This is a genomic window from Nocardia sp. NPDC052001 (genome assembly GCF_040680615.1).
Lineage (GTDB): Bacteria > Actinomycetota > Actinomycetes > Mycobacteriales > Mycobacteriaceae > Nocardia.
The window spans coordinates 978,796-1,001,876 of sequence record NZ_JBFAXC010000002.1 but is presented as its reverse complement, the minus strand read 5'-3'; the positions used below and the strand labels follow the sequence as shown (position 1 = coordinate 1,001,876).

Sequence of the window (23,081 nt, the reverse complement as noted above, 5' to 3'; positions counted from 1 at the left end):
TCCACCCAACATTGCCGCTAATCAGGGCATATCGATGACCGGCTCGGACCGTTCCCGTGCCCGGGTCAGCAGCTGGGGATCGTGGGCGTTGACGAGCGTGAGGGCGGGGTCCGCGGCAGTCCAAAGTTCTTTCAGGAGTCGATGGTTGGCGCGCACGCGAGACCGGTCGGCGGCGACCAGCCGTTCCATCGCGGTGAGGCTGAGCGGGGCCGCGTTCGTGCCATCGAGTTGGGCGTGATGGTAGAAGGCATCACCCGCGTGCAGAATCCACCGCGAACCGGCGTCGACGGCCACCGCGGCGTGGCCCCGGGTGTGCCCCGGGAGGTTGATCAGCACCATGCCCGGGGCGATGGCGGTCAGTTCCCGGGCGCTCTCGAAGCCGCGCCAGGCTTCGCCGGTCGGCTCGTAGGCGATGAGCTCGGGGCTGTGCGAGCGCTGGGCGGGGCGGTAGCGCTGTCGTTCGACCAGGCTGCGCGGATGGCGGGCGGCGAGGGCTTCCGTATCGGTGAGATGCACTCGTGCCCAAGGGAAATCGGCGAGGCCGCCGATATGGTCGGCGTCGAAGTGGGTGAGCACGATATCCCGGACGTCCCGGGGATCGTAACCGAGCCCTCGGATTTGGGTGATGGCCGCCTCGGCCGGATCGAAGAGCGGCCGGACGTAGTGACGGGCGAGGCCGAAGCGTACGCCGGGGGAGTAAGCATCGTGGAGTCCGAGTCCTGAATCCACCAGTGCGAGAGCGTTTCCCGTCTCGATGAGCAGTACGTGACAGACCAGCCCGCCGCGTGCGGCGGGCGGGCGCATGGTGCCGCAGTTCAGGTGATGGACTCTCATCGGACCGCGAGATCCGCCGCCGGGGTGTCGACGAGCGCGGGGTTGGGATCGCCTGTCATGGCGAGCAATCCGCGCAGTGCGCGAATGACCAGCGGCCAGGTGCGTGGGTCGCGCGGATTCAGTCCGCCGATGAGCTGTTTGAGCATGGTCAGGGTGTCGAAGTAGATGCGTTCGGCGATCAGCTTCTCGTCCGCGTCGAAGACGAAGTAGGCCGTCATGCGGGTGCGGTGCCGGGAACCGGTCGGCGGGATCGCGCCCAGCGGGCCCGAATGTGTTCCCAGCAGCCAGAATTCGACGATGACCGCATCCGAGCTGTGCCGCAGCGCGATGATCTCGTGATCTTGATCGGGGAAGGCGACGCGGGTGTCGCGGTAGTAGCCGCGCACCGCGGTATCGCCGTCGTGGACGGTAAGGGTGGGAATGATCTCGTAGCGCGGATGCGGGAAGGTGGCGAGGACATCGTCCCAGTCCTGGCGCACCTCATCGTGGAAGTGATCGAGGACGAGCTTTTCGCGCGCCCGCAGCACCTCGGCGGGCGGCATGGCGAACCGGTCGGTCATGAGGATCTCCTGTAAACCCACGGCGTGGGAATAGTCGCCAGATTAAACCCACGCCGTGGAAATATGCAATGGTGGAACCATGACCGATCCGGCTATCCCACCTCGGCGCGGACGTCCGCCCAAGCACGAGACGCAGCTCTCGCGCGCGGCGATCCAGTCGGCGGCGCTCACCGTGATCGATACCGAAGGCATCGCGGCACTGGGTATGCGATCCGTCGGCCGGGTACTCGGCGTGGACGCCAAGAGCCTGTACCACCATGTCGACGGTAAGGACGACCTGCTCGACGCCGTCGCCGAATACATTCTCGGCCAGCTGCGGATACCGCCGCAGACCGATTCGGTCGAGGCCGATCTGCGTGCCCTCGCACACGAATTCCGCCGCGTGACGCACGCGCATCCGGAGGCGGCGACGCTGGTGCTGACCCGTCAACTCTCCTCAACGGCCGGGCTCGCACCTACCGACGCGATTCTGGCCCTGCTGCGCCGAAGCGGAAGAGATCCGGGCGAAGCGGTCCATTTATTGCGGACGCTGCTGGCCACGCTCATCGGAACCCTGCTGCGAGAGGTCTCCGCGGGGCCGACCTTCGGCACCGCTGATATCGAGGGCATCGCCGAACGCCGCCGCACCCTGGAGAGGACCGGACTGCCGCAACTCGCCGCGGCCGCTCCCGAATTGGCACGCTTCGACCGCGATCGCGAATTCGAGTACACCCTCGATCTCATGGTGCGGATGGTCACGCGGCCGGAATGAGACCGGCGTATTGCGCTGGTGCGCCCTGATTTTGATCACGATTCGCGCGAGATCAGACGAATGGCGGCAGGATGGCGGGATGCGTCTTCTGATTCAGCTTCGCCCGTCGGCCGAACTGGTTGCGGCGGTGGCAGATCCCGGGATCACGGTTCGCTCGTCCGAGGTGCTGGGCGAATCCGGCGGGTTCACGCTCGATGATTCGTATACGCCGGTGCTGCTGCCCGGGGTGGGGCCGATCGCCTCCGCAACCGGTGGGGCGACCTACTCGGCGGCGCTCGAGGACGCGACGGTGCTGGTGCGCGGGGAGATTCCCGATGACGAGATCACGCCCGGCATTCGGCTGTTGAATCGGTCGGCCACGGTCACCGGGGTGTTCGCGGATCCGGTTATCGAGAACAACCTCACCTGCGGCGGGACTCCGGCCGTCGGGACCTGGCATGATATCGAATCACGTTTGCACACAACTCAACTCGCGACCGCCGGGCTCACCGGGGCGGGTGTGGCGCTGGCGATTCTCGATACCGGTATCAATGCCGCGTTCGTCGGCAAGGTGCGCGGTACACCGCCTGCCATCGATGCCAAGCGCAGTTGGAATCCCGCCGGTGTGACCGGTGCCCCGGGCGAGTTCCCGGTGGCGCACGGATCCATGTGCGCGTTCGACGCGCTAATCGCCGCACCGCAGGCGACGTTCCTGGACTATCCCGTATTGCAGAGCGCCCGGCATGGCGGCAGCGTCATGGATGGCCTGCTCTCCGATGCGGTCGCCGCCTTCGCGCAGCTGCGGACCGTGCTGAGCGATCAGCCCGAAGCCACTCGGGCCTTGGTCGTCAGCAACAGCTGGGGATCGTTCTCTCCGCAGTGGGACTTCCCGGTCGGCAACCCCGGGAACTACTCCGACAATCCCTCGCACCCTTTCAACGTGATCGTGGGATCACTCGAATCCGCCGGAGCCGATATCCTTTTCGCCGCCGGAAACTGCGGGCGCGACTGCCCCGACGGCCGTTGCGCGTACAAGGATCAACCCATCGGCGGCGCGAACTCGCACCCCAGCGCCCTGAGCATCGGCGGCGTCGACAACACCGGCACCCGGGTCGGCTACTCCTCCCAGGGCCCCGGCCGCCTCAGCGCCCGCAAACCCGATATCTGCTCGTACACGCACTTTCTCGGCTCAACGGCCTTCGGGGCCACCGAACCCGATACCGGCACCTCCGCCGCGTGCCCGGTCGCCGCGGGCGTGGTCGCCGCCATCCGCACCCAATGGTCCGCCACCGCCCTCCCACCGGCTCGACTGCGAGACCTGTTGCGCAACACCGCAACCGACCGCGGCGCACCAGGCTTCGACAACGACTACGGCTATGGCGTCGTGGACACGGCGGCTCTGCTCGCGGCACTGCAACGCACCGCCGCCTCCGTCTGATGACGGTGTTCGAGCGCGTCTGCGCCGCAGGGGAATTCGTGGTCTCCGCCGTCTCTCGCCGAATGCCCAGCGCATCGGCGGGCCCGGAAGGGATTTCGTTCGCGAACGGCGGCCTGGCCCGCTACAACCTGGTGTACGCGACCGTCGAACCGAATCGCGATCTCGCACTGGACCTGTACACCCCCGATGCGGCGCGGTGGCCGGGGCCGCGACCGACGGTGGTCTACATCCACGGCGGGGCCTTCGCCGCATTCGACAAAACCGGGTTGCTGCCCATCGCGGGCTTTCGCAACTCGCTCAGCATCTTCGCCGATCTGGTCGATCGCGGCTATGCGGTAGCGAGCCTGGACTACCGCCTATCCGGCGAGGCCCAATTCCCCTCACCGCTACACGACGTGAAAGCCGGAGTCCGCTGGTTGCGCTCCACCGCAGAGGAATTCAACCTCGACCCCGACCGCTTCGCCTCCTGGGGCGAATCCGCCGGCGGCTGGTTTTCCGCCATGCTGGCCACCACCGGCGACGTAGCGGAGCTCGAAGGCGAGGTAGGTGTCACCGGCCTCTCCAGCCGAGTCCAAGCCGCCGTCGACTGGTACGGTCCCACCGATTTCGCCCGCATGGACGACCACCTCATCCCCCCGGTCCTGCTCCGCCACGACACCGAGAACTCACCCGAATCACACTTCCTGGGCCGCGTCCCTTCCCAATCCCCAGATCTCAACCGCGCCGCCAGCCCCCTGACCCACATCACCCCGAACACCGCCCCAATGCTGATCCAACACGGCGCAATAGACCACATAGTCGCCCCCGACCAAAGCATCCTCCTCGACCGAGCCCTCACAGCAGCCCAGGTCCCACACAACCTGGTCATCTACCCCCGCGCCGACCACCTCTTCCTCGGCTACGGATTCCTATACCCCTCCCGAATAACCACCCCATTCTTCGACTTCCTCGACACTCACCTGTCGCCGGACCGTTGAGACTCGAAAGGTGCGGTGTCCCATAGACATACCAGCCCGCTACCCTCGTCGGCGGTGGCGACAAACTTGCCGTCCGGGCTGAAGGCAATCGAGTTGGCAGCCGTGTCCAACTCACCGACCAAGGTCCCTGTCACCGGGTTCCACAGTCGCACTCCACCATTGACCCAGCCGTTGCGGCGTGCAGTCGCCAGGAGATGTCCGGCGGGCTGATGGCGAGGCGCTCGTCGAACCGCTGATTTTCGATCCGCTCCCGCACCTCGCGAATCCGCTCCGTCCGAACAAGAACGGCAGCCAACTGCCGACACCCTTTCGGGTCCCCGGCATCGGCGAGCTGCCGCAGTTCATCGATGCGACCCGTTCTCGCCAGATGAATCACTGCCTGTCGCCCAGCGAACGAATCCACGCCCAAGTACTAGCACGCAAGGTGCGAGTCCATGAAGCGAAAAAGTCCCGCCGCGAGAGTCGCGGCGGGACCGGGGGTTTCGGGGGTCAGTGGGCGAAGGTTGCCGCGTGGTCGGCGAGGTCGAGCAGGGGTTGGGGGAAGATGCCGAGGACGAGGGTGGCTGCTGCCGTCATGGCTATGACAGTTGTTGTGAGGGTGGGGGAGACGACGGTTGGGGCGGTTGCCGGGGCGTCGGTGAAGAACATCAGGACGATTACTCGGATGTAGAAGAAGGCGGCGATGGCGCTGCTGAGGACGCCGACGATGACCAGGGGGGTCATTCCGCCCGCGGAGGCTGCGGCGAAGACGCTGAATTTGGCGATGAAGCCGCTTGTCAGCGGGATGCCCGCGAAGGAGAGGAGGAAGAGGGAGAAGATGGTGGCGAGCCAGGGGGAGCGGCGGCCCATGCCCGCCCAGGCGGGCAATGCGGTTGCCTCGTCGCCGTTTTCGTCGCGGACCAGGCTGACTACGGCGAAGGCGCCGAGGGTGCCGAGGCCGTAGACGGCGAGGTAGAACAGGACCGAGGAGACGCCGGAGGAGTTGGCCGCCACCAGGGCCGTGAGGATGAAGCCCGCGTGCGCCACCGAGGAGTAGGCGAGCATGCGCTTCATATCGGTCTGGGTGATGGCCAGGACCGCGCCGACGACCATCGTCGCGATGGCGACGGCCGCCAGGATCGGACGCCAGTCGTTGCGGAGGCCGGGGACCGCCACGTACAGCACGCGCAGCAGTGCGCCGACGGCCGCGATTTTGGTTGCGGCGGCCATGAATCCGGTGATGGGGGTCGGTGCGCCCTGGTAGACGTCCGGCACCCAGGACTGGAAGGGCACCGCGCCGATCTTGAAGAGCAGGCCGACGGCCAGCATGGCCACACCGAGGATGGCCAGGGTGTGCGAATTGCTGGTGTCCCGGGCCACCGCATCGGCGATACCGCCCATACGCACGGTTCCGGCGTAGCCGTAGAGCAGCGCCATCCCGTACAGGAAGAACGCCGAGGAGAACGCGCCGAGCAGGAAGTACTTCAGCGCCGCTTCCTGCGAAAGCAGCCGACGACGGCGAGCGAGCCCGCACAGCAGGTACAGCGGCAGCGAAAGCACTTCCAGCGCAATGAACATGGTGAGCAGATCATTGGAGGCCGGGAAGAGCATGAGCCCGGCGACCGCGAACAGGGTGAGCGGGAAGACCTCGGTGGTCGCCACGCCCGCCTTGGTCGCCGCGATCTCATCGGAGCTACCGGGCATGGCGGCGGCCTGCGGTGCGAAGGCGTCCACCCCGCGCGAGGCGGCCAGACTCCAGGTGCCCGGTCCCTCCTTGTGAATCGGCATCCGATCCGCACGCCGCTCGGCGATCAGCAGCAGCCCGAGAATGGACACCACCAGAATCGTGCCCTGCAAGAACAGCGTCACGCCGTCGATGGCGACCGCGCCGACCACCGCGGTCGAATTGGTGCCGCGGAGCCCGATCACCGCGCCGAGCGCGACACCCATGCCGCCGAGCCCGAGCACCATATGCAGCACATACCGGGATGCCCTGGGCGCGAACGCCTCCACCAGCACCCCGACCACGGCCACACCGAACACGATCAACATCGGAGACAGATTGCGATACTCGATACTCGGTGCGGGCACGGCCGCCGCGAGGATCAGGGGTGTAGCACTCACTTGTGAGCACCTCCGCTAGACGTCTGGGCGGCTTCGGGTTTCACTGCCGGAGCCGGATCATGCTGTCCGATCGTGGTGAGCGTGCGCGCCACCGCCGGATCGATGCGATCGAGCACGGGCTTGGGGTACGCGCCCAGGAACAGCAGCGCGATGATCAGCGGCGCGACCACGAGCATTTCGCGCGGCAGCAGATCGTAGAGCCGCTCATTGCCCTTCTTCACCGGCCCGGTCATCATGCGCTGGTACATCCACAGGATGTACAGGGCGGCGAGAACCAGTGCGGTGGAAGCGAATATGGCCGCCACCGGGTACCGCGTGAACGTCCCGATCAACACCATGAACTCACTGATGAACGGCGCCAGCCCGGGCAGCGACAGCGTCGCCAGACCGGAGATGAAGAAGGTGCCCGCCAGAATCGGCGCGACCTTCTGCACCCCGCCGTATTCGGCGATGAGCCGGGTTCCCCTGCGCGACACGAGGAATCCCGCGATCAGGAACAGCGCCGCGGTGGAGATCCCGTGATTGACCATGTACAGCGTCGCCCCGGTCCCGCCCTGCGTGGTGAGCGCGAAGATGCCGAGGATGATGAAGCCGAAGTGCGAGATCGAGGTGTACGCGATCAACCGCATGACATCGGTCTGCCCGATGGCCAGCAGTGCGCCGTAGATGATGCCGATCACCGCGAGCACGCTGATCACCGGCGCGTAAGTCGCTGTGGCCGAGGGGAACAGCAGCAGGCAGTAGCGCAGCATGCCGAACGTCCCGACCTTGTCGACCACGGCCATCATGAGCACCGCGCTGGCCGGGGTGGCGGCCACGGCCGCGTCCGGCAGCCAGGTGTGCAGCGGCCACAGCGGCGCTTTCACCGCGAACGCGAACATGAAACCGAGGAACAGCGCGTTCAGCACCACCGGTCCGGCGCCGAGCTGTCCGGAATTGGCGGCCTCCATGACGGTCCGGAAATCGAAGGTGCCATTTCCATTGCTGCCCAGCTTCTCCCGCGCGGTCAGCACATAGAGGCCGATGACCGCCGCCAGCATGATCAACCCGCCGAACAGGTTGTACAGCAGGAACTTCACCGCGGCCCGGGATCGCTGCGCCCGCACCGCCGGATCGCCGGTGCGCGGCCCGAATCCGCCGATGAGGAAGTACATCGGGATCAGCATGACCTCGAAGAACACGTAGAACAGCAGAATGTCCAGCGACACAAAGGAAATCAGCACCATGGCTTCCACGACGAGCATGAGCGCGACGTAGTAGTTGACCACGCGCGGCCCATTGCCGACCTCGCGTTCGTCCTGCCAGCCCGCGAGCATGAGCAGCGGCATGAGCCCGGCGGTGAGCAGCACCAGCACCAGCGCGATGCCGTCCATGCCGAGCGTGTAGCCCGCCCCGAACGCCGGAATCCATTCCCGCGATTCCACGAATTGGTATTGCGCCCCACCGGCTTCGAACTGGGTGGCGAGCCAGATCGCCACCCCGAGCGTGCCGACGGACACCGCGAGCGCGAACGATCGCGCTCCGGTGCGCCAGGCGGCGGGGAAGAACAGCACCAGCGCGGCTCCGACGAGCGGAACCGCCCAGAGCGTCGTCAGCCAGGGAAAGTCACTCAAAACAACCTCACCGCCAGCAGGGCGGCGGCCACCAGTGCCGCGCCGGTGAACATGGACAGGGCGTACGAGCGCACGAAACCGGTTTGCACGCGCCGGACTCGCGCGGACAGGCCGCCGATGACGGCGGCGGTGGTGTTGACCAGACCGTCGATCCCGCGATTGTCGACGAAGACCAGCGAACGGGTCAGATGCTGACCCGGGCGCATGAACGCGGCCTCGTTGAACGCGTCACCGTAGAGATCCTGGCGCGCGGCCGCGGTGAGCGGCGTTCCGGCAGGAGCGGTTTCGGGCACCGGATGCGCGGAGTACTGGTCGTAGGCCACCCATACGCCCGCCGCGACCACGGCCAGCGCGAAGAAGGTGATGGCCCACACCGGAATGATCGGTTCGCCGTGATGCGTGCCGACCACGGGAGCCAGCCAGTTCTGGAGCGAGGAACCGTAGGCGAGCAGTGCACCCGAGGCGACGGAACCGAAGGCCAGCAGAATCATCGGCCCGGTCATGGAAGCGGGCGACTCATGCGGGTGCGTGCCTTCCTTCCACCGCTTCTCACCGAAGAACGTGAGCAGCATGACCCGGGTCATATAGAACGCGGTGATGCCCGCACCGGCGAGCGCCGCGAGTCCGGTGATGATGCCGCCGAATCCGCCGTGCGCGAAGGCGGCTTCGATGATCCGGTCCTTGGAGAAGAACCCCGCGAACGGCGGCACGCCGAGAATGGCGAGATACCCGAGCCCGAAGGTGACGTAGGTGATCGGCAGCAGCTTGCGCAGTCCGCCGTACCGCCGCATATCGGTCTCATCGTTCATGGCGTGCATGACCGATCCCGCGCCGAGGAACAGTCCGGCCTTGAAGAATCCGTGCGTGAGCAGATGCATGATGGCCGCCGCGTATCCGACCGGGCCGAGGCCCGCGGCGAGAATCATGTAGCCGATCTGGCTCATGGTGGAGGCGGCCAGGGCCTTCTTGATGTCGTCCTTGGCGCAGCCGATGATCGCGCCGTAGAGCAAAGTGACCGCGCCGACCGCCATTACGGCGGCCTGCGCACCGGGGGCGAGATCGAAAATCGGATTGGATCGCGCGATCAGATACACACCGGCGGTGACCATGGTGGCCGCGTGGATGAGCGCCGACACGGGGGTCGGGCCCTCCATCGCGTCCCCGAGCCAGGCTTGCAGCGGGACCTGTGCCGACTTACCGCACGCGCCAAGCAGCAGCAGAAGCCCGATGGCCGTGAGGGTTCCGGAACTCGCCTGATCGGCCGCCCCGAACACGGTCCGGAAGTCGATGCTCCCGAACGTCGCGAACATGATCATCAGCGCGATCGCCAGACCCATATCACCGACGCGGTTCACCACGAACGCCTTCTTGGCAGCCGTTGCGGCCGAAGGCTTGTGATACCAGAACCCGATCAGCAGATACGAGGCCAGACCCACGCCTTCCCAGCCGAGATACAGCACCAGGAAGTTGTCCGCGAGAACGAGCACCAGCATCGCGGCCAGGAACAGATTCAGGTAGGCGAAGAACCGCCGCCGTCCCTCATCGTGCGCCATGTACCCGATCGAATAGATGTGGATGAGCGATCCGACACCGGTGATCAGCAGTGCGAAGCACATCGACAGCTGATCCAATTGCAGTGCGGCATCGACCTTCAGCCCGGTGACCGGCACCCAGCTGAACAGGTTGTAGTGCACCGCCCGGGTGGCATCGGAACGACCGAGCATTTCCGAGAACGCCCATACCGCGACGCCGAAAGAGCCCAGCGCCAAAGCGGTTCCGACGATATGCCCCCACTTATCGCTGAATCGTCCCATCAGCAGCAGGAATACAGCGCCCGCGAGGGGCAGCGCGGGCAGCAGCCACAGCATCATCTGCGCAGTGTCCATGTCAGTACCTGAGCAGATTCGCATCGTCGACCGAGGTCGAGCGGCGGGCACGGAAAATGGTCATGATGATGGCCAGGCCGACCACGACCTCGGCGGCGGCGACCACCATGGTGAAGAAGGCGAACACCTGCCCGTCCAGATTGGCGTGCAGCCGGGCGAAGGTGACGAACGCCAGGTTGACCGCATTGAGCATGAGCTCGATGCACATGAACACCACGATGGCGTTGCGCCGCACCAGGACTCCGGCGGCGCCGATGGTGAAGAGCAGGGCGGAGAGATACAGATAGTTGTCCGGGTTCACCGCAAGCCTTCCTCGGGAGAATCGTTGCCGCCGTTGCCGCTCGTCGAGTGGTCACTGCCGGTGCCCACGGTCCGCACCACGGCTTCCTCATGGGCACGATTGCGGCGATGCCGCAGAATGCTGCTGACCGACAGCTCCTCGAAGGAACCGTCCGGCAGTCGCGCCGGGGCGTCGACGGCATTGTGGCGGGCGTACACGCCGGGCGTGGGCAGCGGTGTGACCCGCTTACCGTCCCGGAAGCGTTCTTTGGACAGCGTGCGCTGATCGGTGCGCGGCCCGAACTTCTCGCGGTGCGCGAGCACCATCGCGCCGATGGTGGCGGTGATGAGCAGCGAACCGGTCAGCTCGAACGCCCATACGTAGCGCACGAACAGCAGTTCGGCGAGCGCCCCGATGGCGTCGTTACCGCCGAGCCCCGGTCCGGTCTCGGCCACGCTGGTCTCGTTCATACCGCGGGCGACCGCGGCGATGACCAGCATGCCGAAGCCGATGCCGACGATCAGCACGGCGATGCGCTGCCCGCGCAGGGTCTCCCGCAGCGATTCCGAGGAGTCGACGCCGACCAGCATGAGCACGAACAGGAACAGCATCATGACTGCGCCGGTGTAGACGACGATCTGCACGATGCCCAGGAACAGCGCGTTCTCGGCGATGTAGAACGCCGACAGCGTGATCATGGTGGCGGCCAGGCAGAGCGCGGAGTGCACGGCCTTGCGGGCGCACACCATGCCGAGCGCGCCCACCACCGCGATCACCGACAGAATCCAGAACTGCACGGCCTCACCGGTCGAGGTGTGCGTGACCAGCTGCGGGGCAGGCTGGGCCAGGAGCGAGAGCACTACTTCTTCCCTCCTTCGACGCCGGCGAGTTCGCTTGGCGCACCGGGGACTTCACCGCGGTAGTAGGAACCCTCGTCCGCACCCGGGTACATGGCGTGCGGTGCGGGGGCCATACCCGGCTCCATCGGCGCGAGCAGATTCTTCTTCTCGAGAATGAGGTCGGCGCGATTGTCATCAGCCAGTTCGTACTCGTTGGTCATGGTCAGCGCCCGCGTCGGGCATGCCTCGATGCACAGGCCGCAGCCGATGCAGCGCAGGTAGTTGATCTGGTAGACGCGGCCGTACCGCTCACCGGGTGAGTAGCGCTCTTCCTCGGTGTTGTCCGCGCCTTCGACGAAGATCGCGTCCGCGGGGCAGGCCCAGGCGCACAGCTCGCAGCCGATGCACTTCTCCAGCCCGTCCGGATGCCGATTGAGCTGGTGCCGGCCGTGATAGCGCGGCTGGGTCGGCGTCTTGACCTCCGGGTACAGCTCGGTGTTCGGCTTCTTGAACATGGTCGCGGCGGTGACGTAGAAGCCGCCGAGGGGTTCCAGCAGACCGGGCTTCTGGACCGGCGCGCTCGCCTCGGCGGGCATCGGCGGGACCGGGAAGTCCGAATAGGCCGTTGTCGCATCGGCATCCGGTGCGGCCTTGTTCCGATCGTCGCCCGCGTGCCCGGCCTTGAGCACCAGCCCGAGCAGTAGCGCCGCGATCACGATGCCGCCGATGATCATGCCCGGCGTCTGGACGTGAATGCCCTCGTTCTGCAGTGCCCGCAGCGTGGCCACGTACATGACCCACGCCAGCGATACTGGAATCAGCAGCTTCCAGCCCAGATTCATGAACTGGTCGTAGCGCAGGCGAGGCAGTGTGCCGCGCAGCCAGATGAAGACGAACAGGAAGCCCCACACCTTGGCGGTGAACCACAGCATGGGCCACCAGCCGGTGTTCGCGCCCGCCCACAGGCTGATCGGGAACGGTGCGTGCCAGCCGCCGAAGAACAGCGTGGTGGCCAGCGCGGAAACCGTTGCCATGTTGATGTATTCGGCCATCATGAACATGGCGAACTTGAGCGAGGAGTACTCGGTGTGGAAACCGCCGACCAGCTCGCCCTCGGCCTCGGGGAGGTCGAAGGGCGCGCGGTTGGTCTCACCGACCATGGACACCGCGTAGATCAGGAACGACGGCAGCAGCAGGAAGACGTACCAGGTGCCGAACTGCGCGCGCACGATATCCGAGGTCGCCATCGAGCCCGAGAGCAGGAAGACCGCCGCGAAGCACAGCGCCATGGCGATCTCGTAGGAGATCACCTGCGCGGTGGAGCGCAGGCCGCCCAGCAGCGGATAGGTGGACCCGGAAGCCCAGCCCGCCAACACGATTCCGTACACGCCCACCGAGGCCATGGCCAGGATGTAGAGCACACCAACCGGCATATCGGTCAGCTGCAACGGGGTGCGATGCCCGAACATGGACACCTCGGGGCCGAACGGGATCACCGCGAACGCCATCACGGCCGGGATCAGCGAAATGATCGGCGCGAGAATGAAGATCGGCTTATCCACGATGGCCGGGATGATGTCCTCTTTGAGGAGCATCTTCACGCCGTCGGCGATGGACTGCAGCGATCCGCGCGGGCCGACCCGGTTGGGGCCGACACGCATCTGCATGAACGCCACGATCTTTCGTTCGGCGTACACCGCGAGCATCGGGATCAGCAGCAGGAAGACGAAGATGCCGATCGATTTGATCAGCACCAGCCACCACGGATCATGGCCGAAGACGCTCAGGGTGTTGGCGGCCGGCGCGGGACCCGCGGCATAGGGTCCCGCGGCCGCCCACATCGATACGAGCTCACTCACGGTGGTCCTCCCGACGGATGCGCACGAGGTGGCCGGGTGTGGTGCCGAGCTGCACCAGCACATCGGCCCCGGGGGAATTCATGGGCAGCCATACGACCCGGTCCGGCATGTCGGTGATGACCAGCGGGAGGGTGATATGGCCGTGATCGTTGCCGACCGTTACGGGATCGCCCGTGGTGGCTCCGATTTCGGCGGCGGTGACATGCGAGAGCCGCACCACCGGCGTCCGGGCGGTGCCCGCCAGGTTCGGTTCCCCGTCCTGCAACTTGCCGCGGTCGATGAGCATGCGCCACGCGGACAGGATCGCGGCGCCGGAGGTGGGCTGTGCGATCGGCTGCGGGCGATGCGTCGGCGTCGCGGCGGCCGGACCGTCCCACGCGCCCAGATCCGCCAATTCCGCACGCGCACTGGAGACATCGGGCAGGCCGAGGCGAATGCCCATCTCCTGCGCGATGGCGTCCAGCACGCGGTGTTCGGGCATGGGCGTGGCCTCGCGGCGCACGGTCGAATCACGCAGCGCGGCATCGAATTGCCGGTGCCTGCCCTCCCAGGTGAGGAAGGTGCCCGCCTTCTCCATGGCCGAGGCCACCGGGAACACCACATCGGCGCGCTCGCTGATATCGCTGGCCCGAAGTTCCAGGCTCACAACGAAACTCGCGGCATCGATAGCGGCCAGCGCGGCATGCGGATCGGGCATATCGCCGACCTCGACGCCGCCGATGAGCAGTGCGCCCAGCGTGGGTGCGGCGGCCAGGATGGCGGCGGTATCGCGACCCGGGTTCATGGGCAGTTCGTCCACGCCCCAGGCGTCGATGAGCTGATGCCGCGCAACGGGATCCGCGATCGGGCGGCCACCGGGGAACAGGACCGGCAGCGCGCCCGCTTCGAGCGCACCGCGCTCACCCGCACGGCGCGGAATCCACGCCAGTGCGGCCCCGGTGTCATCGGCCAGGCGGGCCGCGGCGGACAGGCCGCCGGGAATTCCGCCGAGCCGCTCACCGACCAGGATGAGCGCACCGGGCTCGCGCAACATGGTGGCGATGTGGTGCAGATGTCCGGGAGCCACTGCGACGGAATCGGTTTCGCCGGTGCGAATCGCCTCCAGCAGATGCGGTTCCTCGCCGGGGGTGGCGGGCAGCAGCGTGCCGTTCATGCGCTGCAGTCCGCGCGTGGTGTACGGCGCGAGCGAATAGACCTCGGTGCCGTTCTTGCGGGCGGCCTTGCGCAATCGCAGGTAAACCATCGGCGATTCCTCTTCGGCCTCGAAGCCGATGAGCAATACGATCGGAGCACGCTCCAGCGCGGCATAGTCGACGGTGATGCCCTGTCCGGCAACACGTGCCGCGAGGAAATCCGCCTCCTCCGCCGAATGTTCCCGGGATCGGAAGTCGATATCGTTGGTAGCCAAGCCGACTCGCGCGAACTTCGAGTACGCGTACGCGTCCTCCAGGGTCACGCGCCCGCCGACCAGCACGCCCGCGTTCCCGCGCGCCGCGGCCAGGCCGCGCGCGGCGTGCGCGATGGCCTCGGACCACGAGGCTGGTTGCAGGGTGCCGTCCCAGGTGCGCACCAGCGGGGTGGTGAGCCGATCCCGCTCGGTCGCGTACTGGAAGGCGAACCGGCCCTTATCGCAGTTCCATTCCTCATTGACCTGCGGATCGTCACCGGCCAAGCGGCGCATGACCTTTCCGCGCCGATGATCGGTGCGCTGGGCGCAACCCGAAGCGCAGTGCTCGCACACCGCCGGGCTGGACACCAGATCGAAGGGCCGCGCCCGGAATCGATAGGTGCTGCCGGTGAGCGCGCCCACCGGGCAGATCTGCACGGTATTGCCGGAGAAATAGGAGTCCATCGGCTCACCGGCGGCGATGCCGACCTGTTGCAGCGCACCGCGATCCATCAATTCGATGAACGGGTCACCGGCGACCTGCTGCGAGAACCGGGTGCACCGCGCGCACAGCACACAGCGCTCGCGATCCAGCAGAATCGCCGAGGACAGCGGAATCGGCTTGGGATAGGTCCGCTTCTCCCCGTCGAATCGCGATTCGGCCCGTCCGGTGGACATGGCCTGGTTCTGCAACGGGCATTCGCCGCCCTTATCGCAGACCGGGCAGTCCAGGGGGTGATTGATGAGCAGCAGCTCCATCACGCCCTCCTGCGCCTTCTCGGCGGCGGGGGAGGACATCTGGGTGTGGATCACCATGCCCTCGGCCACCGTCTGGGTGCAGGAGGCGACCGGTTTGCGCTGGCCTTCGACCTCCACCAGACACTGGCGGCACGCGCCGACCGGATCGAGCAGCGGGTGATCGCAGAAACGCGGAATCTGCACGCCGATCAACTCGGCCGCGCGGATCACCAGCGTCCCCGCCGGAACGGAAACCGTGGTGCCGTCGATGATCACGCTCACCATATCGGTCGGCGTGACTCCGCTGGCATTGGAATTGGCTATCGCGGTCATCGCACTCCTTCAGCCCAGGCGGTGGACCGGGCTGGGTCGAACGGGCATGCGCCGAGGCGGATGTGCTCGACGTACTCATCGCGGAAGTACTTGAGAGAGGAGAAGATCGGGCTCGCCGCACCGTCGCCGAGGGCGCAGAAGGATTTGCCGTTGATGTTGTCGGCGATATCCATGAGCTTGTCCAGATCGGTCTCGTGACCGCTGCCCTTCTCCAGGCGTTCGAGCAGCTGGACCAGCCAGTAGGTGCCCTCGCGGCAGGGGGTGCATTTACCACAGGATTCGTGGGCGTAGAACTCGGTCCAGCGCAGTACGGCGCGCACCACACAGGTGGTGTCGTCGAAGATCTGCAATGCCTTGGTGCCGAGCATCGAACCCGCGGCGGCGACGCCCTCGTAGTCGAGGGGGACATCGAGGTGCTCGTCGGTGAAGATCGGGGTGGACGAGCCGCCCGGGGTCCAGAACTTCAGGGTGTGGCCAGCGCGCACGCCGCCGGCGTGAGTCAGCAACTCGCGCAGCGTGATTCCCAGGGCCGCTTCATACTGCCCCGGTCGCGTCACGTGACCCGAGAGCGAGTAGAGGGTGAACCCCGGCGACTTCTCACTGCCGAAGGACCGGAACCAATCCACGCCATTGGCGAGGATGGACGGCACGGACGCAATGGATTCCACATTGTTGACCACGGTCGGGCAGGCGTACAGACCCGCGACGGCCGGGAACGGCGGACGCAGCCGCGGCTGACCGCGACGGCCTTCCAGGGAATCCAGCAGCGCGGTTTCCTCACCGCAGATGTACGCGCCCGCTCCGGCGTGCACGACGATGTCCAGGTTGTAGCCCGAACCCTGGATGTTCTCACCGAGATACCCTGCGGCATAAGCCTGTTCGACGGCCGCCTGCAAACGCCGCAGCACCGTCACGACCTCACCGCGCACATAGATGAACGCGTGCGAGGCGCGAATCGCGTAGGAGGCGATGATCACGCCCTCGACGAGAGTGTGCGGACTCGCCAGCATGAGCGGAATGTCCTTGCAGGTACCGGGTTCCGACTCATCGGCGTTGACCACCAGATAGTGCGGTTTGGTCACTCCGTCCGGGCCGGGGCCCTGCGGGATGAAACCCCACTTCATACCGGTCGGGAAGCCCGCGCCGCCGCGCCCGCGCAAACCGGAGTCCTTGACGGTGGCGATGACCTCGTCGGGCTGCATGCGCAGCGCCTTGGGCAGGCCGCGATAACCGCCCTGGCTGCGATACGCCGCCAGGGTCCAGGAATCGGGTTCGCCCCAGTACTTGGACAGGACCGGGGTCAGTCCGCGCGGGGCGGCCTGGGTCTGCGTCACTTGCCGCCTCCGTTCGAATCCTGTTCGGCCGCATGCAGACCCGCGAGGGTGGCGGGTCCGGGTGCGCCATCGGTCGCACCGGGGCGCGCGTCCGGATAGCCCGCGAGAATGCGGGCGGTCTCGCGGAACGTGCACAGCGGGATACCGCTGCGCGAACCCGTCACCTGATCGCCCTTGCGCAGCGAATCCACCAGGCCGCGAGCAGATTCCGGTGTCTGGTTGTCGAAGAACTCCCAATTCACCATGACAACGGGTGCGTAATCGCACGCCGCGTTGCACTCGATGTGCTCCAGGGTGACCGCGCCGTCGGCGGTGGTCTCCCCGTGCTTGATGCCCAAGTGCTGCTTCAGTTCCGAGAAGATCTCATCGCCGCCCATGACCGCGCACAGCGTGTTGGTGCACACCCCGACGTGGTAATCACCGGTGCGCCCGCGCCGGTACATGGAGTAGAAGGTGGCGACCGCGGTCACCTCGGCATCGGTCAATCCCAGCTGCTCGGCACAGAATTCGATGCCGGTGCCCGAGACATAGCTCTCCACCGATTGCACGAGATGCAAGAGGGGAAGCAATGCCGAACGCGGATGCGGATACCGCGCGATGATCTCCTTGGCCTCCAACTGGAGCCGGTCGTGCACCTCCTGCGGATACGGGATGGGGCGCACGGTCAGGTTGAGCAGAATCTCTGTCATCGGTCTACACCGCCCATAACCGGATCGATACTGGCCACCGAGGCTATGACGTCGGCGACCAGGCCGCCTTCGCACATCGCCGCCACCGCTTGCAGATTCGTGAAGGAAGGGTCGCGGTAGTGCACCCGGTACGGCCGGGTGCCGCCGTCGCTGATCATGTGCACGCCGAGCTCACCGCGCGGTGATTCGACCGCCGTGTACACCTGGCCGGGTGGAATGCGCAGCCCCTCGGTCACCAGTTTGAAGTGGTGGATCAGCGCTTCCATGGAGGTGCCCATGATCTTGCCGATGTGCTGCGGCGAATTGCCGAGGCCGTCCGGCCCCAGTTGCAAATCGGCAGGCCATGCGATCTTCTTGTCCGCCACCATGATCGGGCCCGGTCGCAGCTTGTCCAGGCACTGCTCGACGATCTTGAGCGATTCCTTCATCTCATTGACCCGGATGAGGTAGCGGCCGTAGCAGTCGCAGCCGGTATCGGTCTGGACATCGAATTCGTATGTCTCGTAACCGCAGTACGGCTGGGCCTTGCGCAGATCGTGGGGGAGTCCGGTCGAGCGCAGCACCGGGCCGGTGATGCCCAGCGCCATACAGCCGGTCAGATCCAGCACGCCGACATTGCGGGTGCGGGCCTTCCAGATCGGGTTCTCATTGAGCAGCAGTTCCATATCCCGCAGGCGCTTCGGCAGCAGGGCCAGCAGCTCGCGCACCTTGGACACGCCGTCCTCGGGCAGGTCCTGCGAGACGCCGCCGGGCCGGACGTACGCGTGATTCATGCGCAGACCCGTGATGTTCTCGAAGACATCCAGGATCAGTTCGCGCTCACGGAAGCCGAACAGCATGGGCGTGAGCGCGCCCAGCTCCATACCGCCGGTGGCGAGCGCCACCAGATGGGAGGAGATGCGGTTGAGCTCCATGAGCATGACGCGAATGACGCTGGCGCGCTCGGGAATATCGTCGGTGATGCCGAGCAGCTTCTCCACGCCCAGGCAGTACGCCGTCTCATTGAAGAACGGCGACAGATAGTCCATGCGCGTGACGAAGGTGACGCCCTGCACCCAGCTGCGGTATTCGAGATTCTTCTCGATGCCGGTGTGCAGGTAGCCGATACCGCAGCGGGCCTCGGTGACCGTCTCGCCCTCGATCTCCAGAATCAGGCGCAGCACCCCGTGGGTACTGGGGTGCTGTGGGCCCATATTCACGACTATGCGTTCCTCGGCGGCCCCGTCCAGAGCAGCGGAGATCTCGTCCCAGTCATTGCCGCCGACCGTGATGACGCGCTCGGGTCGTTTCGCGGATTCCGGACGGGACTGGGTATCTATGTCGTTCATTAGGAGTACGCCCTCCGCTCGTCGGGCGGCGGGATGCGCGCACCCTTGTACTCGACCGGGATCCCGCCCAGCGGGTAGTCCTTGCGCTGGGGGTGACCGCGCCAGTCGTCGGGCATCGAGATCCTGGTCAGCGACGGGTGGCCGTCGAACAGGATGCCGAAGAAGTCATAGGTCTCGCGCTCGTGCCAATCCGTGGTGGGGTACACCGCGTAGAGCGAGGGGATGTGCGGATCGGCGTCCGGCACCGAAACCTCCAGGCGCACACGGCGATTGTGTGTGATGGAGTTCAAGTGATACACCGCGTGCAGTTCGCGCCCGGTGTCCTCGGGGAAGTGCGCGCCGTTCACACCCAGGCACAATTCGAAGCGCAGCGCCTCGTGATTGCGCAGGGTGAGCGCCACCGCGGGCAGATGCTCGCGCCGCACGTGCAGGGTGAGTTCGCCGCGGAAGACGATGATCTTCTCGATGGCGTCCTCGAACCGGCTCTGCGTACCCGCCAGCGCCTCGTGCAGGAGCGCGACCAGCTCGTCGAAGTAACCGCCGTAGGGCGGCGCGCTGCCGCCGGGCAGGCTGATCGTGCGCACCAGGCGGCCGTAGCCGGAGGTGTCGCCGGTACCGGTGACACCGAACATGCCCTTGCGCACGCCGATCACCTCATCCGCCGGTGCGGCGGATTCGGTTGGCGTGGGCTCGATTTCGCCATCGGCGAGCTGTTCGGCCACCGGTTCGGGCTCGGGCGCCTGATTCGATTCCCCGGGTGCTTTCACGGCTTCCTCCGGAGGGCTTTCGGTGCTCGGACCATCGAACGTCATCGCAACAGCCCCTTCATCTGAATGGTGGTGGGGCTGGCGAGGGCGGCGGCCTCGGCGGCGCGCACGGCTTCCTCACGATTGACGCCGAGCGGCATCTCCTGAATCTTCTCGTGCAGCTTCAGGATCGCGTTCAACAGCATCTCCGGGCGCGGCGGGCAGCCGGGCAGGTAGATGTCCACCGGCACGATGTGATCCACACCCTGCACGACGGCGTAATTGTTGAACATGCCGCCCGAGGATGCGCACACACCCATGGCCAGCACCCATTTCGGTTCGGTCATCTGGTCGTAGACCTGGCGCAGGACGGGGGCCATCTTCTGGCTCACCCGTCCGGCGACGATCATCAGGTCGGCCTGGCGCGGCGAGGCGCGGAACGCCTCCATACCGAAGCGGGCGATATCGAAACGCCCACCGCCCGTTGCCATCATCTCGATCGCGCAGCAGGCCAAGCCGAATGTCGCGGGCCACAGCGAACTCTTGCGCAGATAGCCGGCCAAATCTTCCACCGTGCTCAGCAGGAATCCGCTGGGCAGTTTCTCCTCGAGACCCATGTCGAACTACATCTCCCGGATCGGAACACCCCGCACGGAGCAGGCTGTTCTGGTTGAAATCCCCTGTGTGCGGCTCAGTCCCAGCTGAGCCCGCCTCGCCTCCACTCGTAGGCGTAGGCCACCGAGACGTTGAAGATGAACAGCGCCATCGCCGCCAGCCCGAACAGGCCGAGCGAATCGAAATGCACCGCCCACGGGTAGAGGAAGACGATTTCGATGTCGAAGATGATGAACAACATGGCGGTGAGGTAGTACTTCACCGGAAAGCGTTGTCCCGCACCATTTCCCGGACCGCCACCGACGGCGTGCGGGGTCGGCTCGATACCGCACTCATACGCTTCGAGTTTGGCGCGGTTATAGCGCTTGGGGCCGATCATGGCCGCAAGCAGGACTGAGAACACCCCGAACGCGGCGGCTACCGCGCCGAGGACAAGCGTCGGCACCTCGATATTCACAACAGCACTACCCCTCCTGCGGACTGACGCGTGTGGACGGCAGCTGCCGAGGCGGGCTGACATCGTTGTCCGCCGGGCCAGTCACACCAGGGCACCACTCGTCGAGGGCGCGGACTTCGGGGGACTGACGCGGCGGCTGCATTGATACCGGGGCCCGCGCTCGTGTGAGCTACGGCACAGCCTACAACTCAGACGAGAACATACATGACGTTTCGCGACGGTGTTTGATCGAATTCGGAACGGTCTTTCATGACCGATTCGACGGAATCGCGAATGTCACGTGACATAGATTTCCCCAGGTGACGGGGAGCGGAAAGATCAGGCCGCGGAACGGTTCCTGAGTACACCGAGCACGGCGTCGGTCAACCGGATCGGATCGAGCGGATGCGAGACCGCGGCCTCCGCACGCGACCAGTTCGCCAGCCACACATCATCCGGGCGGCCGGTCAGGACCACGATCGGCGGGCAGTCCGCGATCTCGTCCTTCAACTGTTTGGCCAGGCCCAGGCCACCGGTCGGCGCGGATTCGCCGTCCAGAATGGCCAAATCGAGCTCACGGGCATCCATGCGCTCGATGACAATCGGACCGGTGGCCACCTCGAGATACTCGATCGGAGGCAATTCCGGATGCGGGCGTCTACCCAGAGCCAGCATCACCTGCCTCCGAGTATCGGCGTCACTGCTGTATACGAGAACCCGCAACGCGGCGGGACGCTTCGGTTCGGCCACGCACCGGATGGTACGGGTTAGGTATGACCGCTGGTGGCAGGTTCGCCGGAATCCCTTCGCGCGTCGCGGCGAAACTCCGGCGGATTGGGCGGCCGCGCCGAAGTATTACCGGACCGGGACGAGTCGGCGGGGCGGGTGTTGTCATGTGCGGCGGCACATTAACGTCGGACGGGACCGCCGCCGAACGAAAGAGGAGCCATGCCTGCCGAAGCCGTGGATGTAGTCGTGATCGGAATGGGGCCGGGCGGTGAGGATCTGGCGACCCGGCTGGCGCATGCCGGACTGAATGTCATCGGTGTCGACGGGCGACTGGTCGGCGGGGAGTGCCCGTATTACGCGTGCGTGCCCACCAAGGCGATGGTGCGCGCGGCCGGGGCGCTGGCGGAGGCGCGGCGGGTGGGCGAGCTCGCGGGATCGGCTGTGGTGACACCGGATTGGGCTCCGGTGGCCGAGCGGATTCGCGATGAGATCACCGACAATTGGGACGATACCGCCGCGGTGGTGAAATTCGAGAAGGCCGGAGGGCATTTCGTGCGCGGCTGGGGGCGGATCAGCGCACCCGGTGAGGTCACCGTCGCGACCTCCGATGGAGATCGCGTCTTCCGGGCGAGCCGGGGGATCGTGCTGAATCCCGGTACCTCGCCGCAGGTTCCGTCATTGCCCGGTCTGGCCGAGACCCCGTACTGGACCAACCGTGAGGCCGTCGCGGTCACCGAGGTGCCCGAATCGCTCATCGTCATGGGCGGTGGTCCGGTGGGTGTGGAGTTCGCGCAGGTGTTCTCGCGCTTCGGTGCGAAGGTCACCGTGATCGCCAGTCACCTGGTGCCGCAGAACGAACCGGAAGCGGGGGAGTTGCTGGCGAAGGTCTTCGAATCCGAGGGCATCGCGGTTCGCAGTGGGCATGGCACGGCGGTGAGTCATGACGGTTCGCAGTTCACGGTCGAACTCGACAGTGGCGATCCGGTTCGCGCGCAGCAACTGCTGATCGCCACCGGCCGCCGAATCGATTTGTCCGCCTTGGGCATCGGAGCCGTCGGCCTGGATGAATCGGCCCGCAGCATCACCGTGGACGAGCGCCTGCGCGCCGCTCCCGGTGTCTGGGCGATCGGCGATGTCGTCGGCCACGGTGCTTTCACCCATATGTCGATGTACCACTCCCGCATCGCGGCGGGCGATATCCTCGGTGACTCCGATGAGACCGCCGAGTACCACGCGGTCTCGCATGTCACCTTCACCGATCCGGAAATCGGCGGTGTCGGCATGACCGAGGCTCAGGCGCGCAAAGCCGGCCTGAATGTCCGCACCGGTTTCACCGAACTCCCGAATTCCACCCGCGGCTGGCTGCACAAGACCGGCAATGCGGGTTTCATCAAACTCGTCGAAGACGCCGATCGCGGCATCCTGGTGGGCGCCACGTCAGTGGGCCCTGACGGCGGCGAAGTTCTCGCCGTCCTGACCCTCGCAGTCCATGCGAAGGTACCGACCAGCGTTTTCCGCCGAATGATCTTCGCCTACCCCACTTTCCATCGCGCCGTCGAGGCCGCGCTGGATGCACTGTCTGCCAGTTAGGTTTCGACGCGCAAAACGTTGCTGTTCACTCGCTCGC

Annotated in this window: 22 protein-coding genes; 4 read left to right on the top strand and 18 right to left on the bottom strand. The window is 66.1% G+C overall.

Annotated elements, in window-relative coordinates; translation table 11 throughout:
• Positions 1–21: 21 nt before the first annotated feature.
• Both AB0L82_RS12945 and AB0L82_RS12940 read right to left on the bottom strand, forming a co-directional pair.
• Positions 22–834: an MBL fold metallo-hydrolase gene (locus AB0L82_RS12945; protein ID WP_364634561.1), complete on the bottom strand. Its 813-nt coding sequence runs from the start codon at positions 832–834 to the stop codon at positions 22–24.
• Positions 831–1,394, bottom strand: coding sequence for an ester cyclase (locus AB0L82_RS12940; protein ID WP_364634558.1), 564 nt, complete (start codon positions 1,392–1,394; stop codon positions 831–833). Before AB0L82_RS12940 ends, AB0L82_RS12945 begins: the two co-directional genes overlap by 4 nt.
• Before the next feature lie 79 nt (positions 1,395–1,473).
• Between AB0L82_RS12940 and AB0L82_RS12935 the strand changes: the two genes are divergently transcribed.
• The 3 genes from AB0L82_RS12935 to AB0L82_RS12925 all read left to right on the top strand — a co-directional run bounded on the left by AB0L82_RS12935 (position 1,474) and on the right by AB0L82_RS12925 (position 4,539).
• Complete coding sequence (locus AB0L82_RS12935) at positions 1,474–2,145, top strand: TetR/AcrR family transcriptional regulator C-terminal domain-containing protein (RefSeq protein WP_364634555.1); 672 nt, start codon at positions 1,474–1,476, stop codon at positions 2,143–2,145.
• Positions 2,146–2,224: 79 nt separating this feature from the next.
• Positions 2,225–3,562 (top strand): S8 family serine peptidase, encoded by a 1,338-nt coding sequence (locus AB0L82_RS12930; RefSeq protein WP_364634552.1) that lies wholly within the window; start codon positions 2,225–2,227, stop codon positions 3,560–3,562.
• Positions 3,562–4,539: an alpha/beta hydrolase gene (locus AB0L82_RS12925; protein WP_364634549.1), complete on the top strand. Its 978-nt coding sequence runs from the start codon at positions 3,562–3,564 to the stop codon at positions 4,537–4,539. Before AB0L82_RS12930 ends, AB0L82_RS12925 begins: the two co-directional genes overlap by 1 nt.
• Here the strand turns inward: AB0L82_RS12925 and AB0L82_RS12920 are convergent.
• The 16 genes from AB0L82_RS12920 to AB0L82_RS12845 all read right to left on the bottom strand — a co-directional run bounded on the left by AB0L82_RS12920 (position 4,518) and on the right by AB0L82_RS12845 (position 21,400).
• Positions 4,518–4,673, bottom strand: coding sequence for a WD40 repeat domain-containing protein (locus AB0L82_RS12920; protein ID WP_364634546.1), 156 nt, complete (start codon positions 4,671–4,673; stop codon positions 4,518–4,520). The genes AB0L82_RS12925 and AB0L82_RS12920 overlap by 22 nt on opposite strands.
• Entirely contained in the window at positions 4,670–4,942 is a 273-nt protein-coding gene (locus tag AB0L82_RS12915; protein ID WP_364634543.1) for a hypothetical protein, read from the bottom strand. The genes AB0L82_RS12920 and AB0L82_RS12915 overlap by 4 nt, the downstream gene beginning before the upstream one ends.
• Before the next feature lie 86 nt (positions 4,943–5,028).
• The gene (gene nuoN, locus AB0L82_RS12910) at positions 5,029–6,642 is read right to left on the bottom strand and encodes an NADH-quinone oxidoreductase subunit NuoN (protein ID WP_364634540.1); all 1,614 of its coding nucleotides are present in this window, start codon (positions 6,640–6,642) and stop codon (positions 5,029–5,031) included.
• A complete protein-coding gene (locus AB0L82_RS12905) occupies positions 6,639–8,255 on the bottom strand; it encodes an NADH-quinone oxidoreductase subunit M (protein WP_364634537.1) in 1,617 nt (538 codons plus the stop codon). The genes nuoN and AB0L82_RS12905 overlap by 4 nt, the downstream gene beginning before the upstream one ends.
• Complete coding sequence (gene nuoL, locus AB0L82_RS12900) at positions 8,252–10,123, bottom strand: NADH-quinone oxidoreductase subunit L (protein ID WP_364636040.1); 1,872 nt, start codon at positions 10,121–10,123, stop codon at positions 8,252–8,254. Before nuoL ends, AB0L82_RS12905 begins: the two co-directional genes overlap by 4 nt.
• Before the next feature lie 19 nt (positions 10,124–10,142).
• On the bottom strand, positions 10,143–10,442 hold the full coding sequence (gene nuoK, locus AB0L82_RS12895; RefSeq protein WP_067563639.1) for an NADH-quinone oxidoreductase subunit NuoK: 300 nt from the start codon (positions 10,440–10,442) through the stop codon (positions 10,143–10,145).
• A complete protein-coding gene (locus tag AB0L82_RS12890) occupies positions 10,439–11,281 on the bottom strand; it encodes an NADH-quinone oxidoreductase subunit J (protein WP_364634534.1) in 843 nt (280 codons plus the stop codon). Before AB0L82_RS12890 ends, nuoK begins: the two co-directional genes overlap by 4 nt.
• Complete coding sequence (nuoH, locus tag AB0L82_RS12885) at positions 11,281–13,101, bottom strand: NADH-quinone oxidoreductase subunit NuoH (protein WP_364636037.1); 1,821 nt, start codon at positions 13,099–13,101, stop codon at positions 11,281–11,283. Before nuoH ends, AB0L82_RS12890 begins: the two co-directional genes overlap by 1 nt.
• Before the next feature lie 10 nt (positions 13,102–13,111).
• Complete coding sequence (locus AB0L82_RS12880) at positions 13,112–15,577, bottom strand: NADH-quinone oxidoreductase subunit G (RefSeq protein WP_364634531.1); 2,466 nt, start codon at positions 15,575–15,577, stop codon at positions 13,112–13,114.
• On the bottom strand, positions 15,574–16,911 hold the full coding sequence (gene nuoF / locus AB0L82_RS12875; protein WP_364634528.1) for an NADH-quinone oxidoreductase subunit NuoF: 1,338 nt from the start codon (positions 16,909–16,911) through the stop codon (positions 15,574–15,576). The genes AB0L82_RS12880 and nuoF overlap by 4 nt, the downstream gene beginning before the upstream one ends.
• On the bottom strand, positions 16,908–17,600 hold the full coding sequence (nuoE, locus tag AB0L82_RS12870) for an NADH-quinone oxidoreductase subunit NuoE (protein ID WP_364634525.1): 693 nt from the start codon (positions 17,598–17,600) through the stop codon (positions 16,908–16,910). The genes nuoF and nuoE overlap by 4 nt, the downstream gene beginning before the upstream one ends.
• Complete coding sequence (nuoD, locus tag AB0L82_RS12865; RefSeq protein ID WP_364634522.1) at positions 17,597–18,928, bottom strand: NADH dehydrogenase (quinone) subunit D; 1,332 nt, start codon at positions 18,926–18,928, stop codon at positions 17,597–17,599. Before nuoD ends, nuoE begins: the two co-directional genes overlap by 4 nt.
• Complete coding sequence (locus AB0L82_RS12860; protein ID WP_364634520.1) at positions 18,928–19,740, bottom strand: NADH-quinone oxidoreductase subunit C; 813 nt, start codon at positions 19,738–19,740, stop codon at positions 18,928–18,930. Before AB0L82_RS12860 ends, nuoD begins: the two co-directional genes overlap by 1 nt.
• Positions 19,737–20,291, bottom strand: coding sequence for an NADH-quinone oxidoreductase subunit B family protein (locus tag AB0L82_RS12855; protein WP_330180717.1), 555 nt, complete (start codon positions 20,289–20,291; stop codon positions 19,737–19,739). The genes AB0L82_RS12860 and AB0L82_RS12855 overlap by 4 nt, the downstream gene beginning before the upstream one ends.
• Before the next feature lie 74 nt (positions 20,292–20,365).
• Positions 20,366–20,746, bottom strand: a complete 381-nt coding sequence (locus tag AB0L82_RS12850) for an NADH-quinone oxidoreductase subunit A (RefSeq protein ID WP_364634516.1) — start codon at positions 20,744–20,746, stop codon at positions 20,366–20,368.
• A gap of 318 nt (positions 20,747–21,064) precedes the next feature.
• A complete protein-coding gene (locus AB0L82_RS12845; RefSeq protein WP_364636034.1) occupies positions 21,065–21,400 on the bottom strand; it encodes a hypothetical protein in 336 nt (111 codons plus the stop codon).
• A gap of 273 nt (positions 21,401–21,673) precedes the next feature.
• Between AB0L82_RS12845 and AB0L82_RS12840 the strand changes: the two genes are divergently transcribed.
• Entirely contained in the window at positions 21,674–23,044 is a 1,371-nt protein-coding gene (locus AB0L82_RS12840) for an FAD-dependent oxidoreductase (protein ID WP_364634513.1), read from the top strand.
• Positions 23,045–23,081 lie beyond the last annotated feature (37 nt).

What these genes read in the sequence shown, in the direction of transcription:
- AB0L82_RS12945 (WP_364634561.1), bottom strand. Translation starts at nt 834, where the DNA reads ATGAGAGTCCATCACCTGAACTGCGGCACCATGCGCCCGCCCGCCGCA.
- AB0L82_RS12940 (WP_364634558.1), bottom strand. Translation starts at nt 1,394, where the DNA reads ATGACCGACCGGTTCGCCATGCCGCCCGCCGAGGTGCTGCGGGCGCGC.
- AB0L82_RS12935 (WP_364634555.1), top strand. Translation starts at nt 1,474, where the DNA reads ATGACCGATCCGGCTATCCCACCTCGGCGCGGACGTCCGCCCAAGCAC.
- AB0L82_RS12930 (WP_364634552.1), top strand. Translation starts at nt 2,225, where the DNA reads ATGCGTCTTCTGATTCAGCTTCGCCCGTCGGCCGAACTGGTTGCGGCG.
- AB0L82_RS12925 (WP_364634549.1), top strand. Translation starts at nt 3,562, where the DNA reads ATGACGGTGTTCGAGCGCGTCTGCGCCGCAGGGGAATTCGTGGTCTCC.
- nuoL (WP_364636040.1), bottom strand. Translation starts at nt 10,123, where the DNA reads ATGCTGTGGCTGCTGCCCGCGCTGCCCCTCGCGGGCGCTGTATTCCTG.
- nuoH (WP_364636037.1), bottom strand. Translation starts at nt 13,101, where the DNA reads ATGTGGGCGGCCGCGGGACCCTATGCCGCGGGTCCCGCGCCGGCCGCC.
- AB0L82_RS12880 (WP_364634531.1), bottom strand. Translation starts at nt 15,577, where the DNA reads ATGACCGCGATAGCCAATTCCAATGCCAGCGGAGTCACGCCGACCGAT.
- nuoE (WP_364634525.1), bottom strand. Translation starts at nt 17,600, where the DNA reads ATGACAGAGATTCTGCTCAACCTGACCGTGCGCCCCATCCCGTATCCG.
- nuoD (WP_364634522.1), bottom strand. Translation starts at nt 18,928, where the DNA reads ATGAACGACATAGATACCCAGTCCCGTCCGGAATCCGCGAAACGACCC.
- AB0L82_RS12860 (WP_364634520.1), bottom strand. Translation starts at nt 19,740, where the DNA reads ATGACGTTCGATGGTCCGAGCACCGAAAGCCCTCCGGAGGAAGCCGTG.
- AB0L82_RS12855 (WP_330180717.1), bottom strand. Translation starts at nt 20,291, where the DNA reads ATGGGTCTCGAGGAGAAACTGCCCAGCGGATTCCTGCTGAGCACGGTG.
- AB0L82_RS12845 (WP_364636034.1), bottom strand. Translation starts at nt 21,400, where the DNA reads ATGCTGGCTCTGGGTAGACGCCCGCATCCGGAATTGCCTCCGATCGAG.
- AB0L82_RS12840 (WP_364634513.1), top strand. Translation starts at nt 21,674, where the DNA reads ATGCCTGCCGAAGCCGTGGATGTAGTCGTGATCGGAATGGGGCCGGGC.